The following is a 4,031-nucleotide window of genomic DNA, read 5'->3' on the forward strand; positions in this document are numbered from 1 at the left end:
GCCCTTGTTCTAACATCTTTTTTACCAATGAAAATTTGGGGCGTGTTGAAAAGTTATAGGCAATAATTTCTCGGTTAGCCAAGTCCATCAATGGTGAAAAATAAAGCTTTTCTTGCCCAATATGAAATTCCGTTACATCCGTTACCCATTTTTGATTAAGCGCCGTTGCTGTAAAGTCACGATTCAGCAAATTCGGGGCAATATGCGATGTTTTTCCACGTTTTCCATGTCTTTTCTTGCGTAAAATAGAATGAATACCTAACTCGTTCATCAGCTTTAACACCGTTTTATGATTCAAATTAAAACCCATTTGGCGTAATTTAAACGTCATGGGGCGATAACCATCTCGTTTTCTGTTCTTTTTATACAGCGATAAGATGGTCTCTTTTACTTCGTGATAATTTCGATTAATCTCTTTATAGTAAAAGCTTGAACGAGGCATTTTAGCCACATGAAGTAAATCATTTAACGCATGGTCAGGCTTCAAGCTTTCAATGATTTTTCTTTTTTCTGTCGTTGTTTTTGACGGTCGAGCTTCTCCAACTCCTTTAGGTAAGCAATCTCCGCACGAGCCAAGGCGAGTTCTCGTTGTAACTTTTTAAACGCTTTAGGTGAAAAGTCCGTAGTTTCCGGGATTTCAATGTCTTTCTTTTTCATCTTTGACTTCACTATTTTCGGGGTTTGAAGGTTTGTATGAGGCGATTTTACGCCATCAAGCCCTCTTTCCCGAAATGCTTTTAGCCAATAAATGATGAGAGTGTGGGAAATTTTATGAAGTTTAGCCACCTCACGGATACCATAATCCTGTTCGGTGACCAGTTTGATAATTTTCAAACGAAATTGATAAGAGTAAGACATAATCTGCACCTCAAAATAGGTGTCCAGATTTTGGGGTGCAGATCACTTAAGCCGATTATTTATCTAATTGAACAGGAAGAAATAAGCTTAATGGACGTTTTCTCACAATTTGGCAAACTTCATGCCAAATTGCCCACCAGCTATCAATTTCCGTATTTAAAGAGCGCAGTGCGACCCAAAGTGTCAATGAAAAACTGACCATTAAATTCACTAAACCAATCAGCAACACAAAAGCAATGCATTGTAAAAAGAATGGATAGGCAAATTGTCCACTGACTGCACTATATCCTAAATTCGCTGATGAAAATGCAACATGACGAATATCTAACGGGAGATGAGTTAAATATCCCACTAAACCGGTAAGCCCAAGTAACATACCAAAACAGAAGTTACCAATAAGCGAACCATAATTCTCATGCATATAATTAGCAAATTTAACGCGGGACTTCTCAGACATTAATTTTTTCAATAACGGATGTTGTGCTAAACGCATGCGCATATTCAAATAATTGCTACGATTATCAAAATAGCCAGAAATAATTCCGGAGCAGAATAACCATACACCTGCAATAGCTGCGAACCATAAAGAACCATCTAAAGGATCAATACGGTGTAATTGATAGGCTATTTTCTCTGAATTCATCAATGGCTCACCTGTTTGATGTTGATAAACAAAAGCAATTAATGCCGCTAATCCCATAGCAACTACTACATTGCCTAAAACGGCCACGCTTTGGGAACGAAATACATCCACTAATAACTGGGCTAATTTCATATTTAATGTTTTGCCTTGTGGATTTTTCTCTACTGCCTCAGCAAAACGAGCAGCTGTCATGGCTGGCTGTTTGGTTGCAACCGTGAAATGCAACATAAAGATCACCATAAAACCGAAGCCGTAATTTAAACCTTCGGCAAGACCTTTCCAGACTTTATCATCAATAATGCTGCCTAAATAGGTTTTAAATAACGCCATTAGTGCAATCAATACACCACCACCTGCCGCAGAGTAAAACATTGCCCAATACTCTTTTTTATCTCGAGTAATGTAATGCTCACCGTGGTCCCCAGCATTCTGCGTAACACTACGAGCAATTAATCCTGAGCTTTGTTTCCATAATCGGGTGATGCTATGTTTTTCTGCTGCTGCGCGGGCAAAACAGCCGGTTAATAACAATATTCGTCGTGGTAAATAGCGATTTGAAACAAAAATCGCCATCAAGGTTTCTAATCGTTCTAAGGTCTGAGAAAGACGCTCCAATAAATAAGCTGTATTTAAAGAAGAGCCCACCACTGCCCCACGATTTTGCAAACGCTCAACCAGTCTTTTACATTGGCTAAACATTACCTGTAAATGGCTATCATCAAAAACGATTGATTGGCGACGCGCCGCTACCCAATCAACCACCTCATGGTGTAAAGCAACAAAAGGTGAATCAGCATTTAACAGAGAGGGTTCCATTCGCATCAGCTCAGGATCCATATCTTCAGCTGCAATCCAAATTGAAAGCATCTCTATGGCAAATAGCCCTTCACTTTCAATATGATTTTTTAAACGTTCCCGATCTTTTTGTTCTGTATAACGGGTTAAAACGCCAAATATGCCTCGCCACGTTTTTAATGGGACGGCATCAATCCAGCGGGCATCATTTTTATCACTGAACAATAAATAAAAAATATCACGTAAATCATTAATATCTTTAAAAGAAGGATTAAAACGCTCATAAATACGCGTTTTCATTTCTTGCCCAAAACCGCCACGCGTAAGAATACCACTACTAATAAACAACGGGTAAAGGCGTAAACCACATAACCAACCACATAATAATTTCGAAACAGAACAGCCTAATTCTTTATCGTTCTTTAAGATAAGCTTAAATAAATGTAAGGTTGGAGAAATTTTTTCTGTAGGGCTACTACGTAATAATTGACAGAGCTCTTCCACAAGACCAAAGGCATCATTTTCCTCGACTTTATTACGCAAAAATTGCGGTAAGGTATCGATTTTAATCATGAGCTTCCCCCCTCATATCGTTTATATTCAAAAGCGTGACATTATACAGCGCTATTGGATAAAGTAAAAATTAGCGGAAAAAGCGATCTGTCCCCCAAAAAGTTGGACAGGTTAGTTAACTTAAATATTCTTCAATTTCAGCCTGTAATTCAGTGATTGAATGATAAGTCCGAGAGTAAAAGCACTCGGATTTTAATATCGCAAAAAAGCTTTCAATCACGGTATTGTCGTAGCAATTTCCTCGACGACTCATGCTTTGTATCGCTTTTCCTTTCAGCATATTCCCCCATTCTGCCGTGCCATACAATACACCTTGGTCGCTATGAATAATCGGGCATTCTGTCGGTTTAAGCCGACTAAGCCCTTGTTCTAACATCTTTTTTACCAATGAAAACTTCGGGCGTGTCGCAAAGTTATAGGCAATAATTCCTCGGCTAGCCAAGTCCATCAACGGTGAAAAATAAAGCTTTTCTTGCCCAACATGAAATTCCGTTACATCCGTTACCCATTTCTGATTGAGTGCCGTTGCTGTAAAATCACGATTCAGTAAATTCGGGGCAATATGCGATGTTTTTCCACGTTTTCCATGTCTTTTCTTGCGTAAAATAGAATGAATACCTAACTCGTTCATCAGCTTTAACACCGTTTTATGATTCAAATGGAAACCCATTTGGCGTAATTTCAACGTCATGGGCGATAACCATCTCGGTTTCTGCTCTTTTGTACATCGATAAGATAGCCTCTTTTACCTCGTGATAATTTCGCTGAATCTCTTTATAGTAAAAGCTTGAGCGAGGCATTTTAGCCACACGAAGTAAATCATTTAACGCGTGGTTTGGCTTCAGTCTTTCAATGAGTTTTCTTTTTTCTGTCGTTGTTTTTGACAGTCGAGCTTCTCCAACTCCTTTAGGTAAGCAATCTCCGCACGAGCCAAGGCGAGCTCTCGTTGTAACTTTTTAAACGCTTTAGGTAAAAAGTCTGTAGTTTCCGGGATTTCAATGTCTTTCTTTTCATCTTTGGCTTCACTATTTTCGGTGTTTGAAAGTTTGTATAAGGCGATTTTACGCCATCAAGCCCTCTTTCCCGAAATGCTTTTAGCCAATAAATGACGAGAGCGTGTGAAATTTGATGAAGTTTAGCCACCTCACGGATACCATAATCC

The 4,031-nt window shown here is 38.9% G+C and carries 4 protein-coding genes and 1 pseudogene; all 5 read right to left on the reverse strand.

Features of this window, described 5'->3' with window-relative positions:
• The coding region (locus HMPREF9065_RS10295) for an IS3 family transposase (RefSeq protein WP_232209089.1) at positions 1 to 442 on the reverse strand (442 nt) is incomplete at its 3' end.
• A 41-nt stretch (positions 443 to 483) separates the two neighbouring features.
• Positions 484 to 858 carry a transposase gene (locus HMPREF9065_RS08775; protein ID WP_021615230.1) on the reverse strand — a complete coding sequence of 125 codons (375 nt, stop codon included), beginning with the start codon at positions 856 to 858 and terminating at the stop codon, positions 484 to 486.
• Between the two features lie 55 nt (positions 859 to 913).
• Entirely contained in the window at positions 914 to 2,869 is a 1,956-nt protein-coding gene (locus tag HMPREF9065_RS08770; protein WP_021615231.1) for a site-specific recombinase, read from the reverse strand.
• Between the two features lie 115 nt (positions 2,870 to 2,984).
• Positions 2,985 to 3,560: an IS3 family transposase gene (locus HMPREF9065_RS10070; RefSeq protein ID WP_021615232.1), complete on the reverse strand. Its 576-nt coding sequence runs from the start codon at positions 3,558 to 3,560 to the stop codon at positions 2,985 to 2,987.
• A 150-nt stretch (positions 3,561 to 3,710) separates the two neighbouring features.
• A pseudogene (locus HMPREF9065_RS10300) lies at positions 3,711 to 4,031 on the reverse strand (transposase); the annotation flags it as partial.

The sequence above is a fragment of the Aggregatibacter sp. oral taxon 458 str. W10330 genome (assembly GCF_000466335.1).
In the GTDB taxonomy this organism is placed as follows: Bacteria; Pseudomonadota; Gammaproteobacteria; order Enterobacterales; family Pasteurellaceae; genus Aggregatibacter.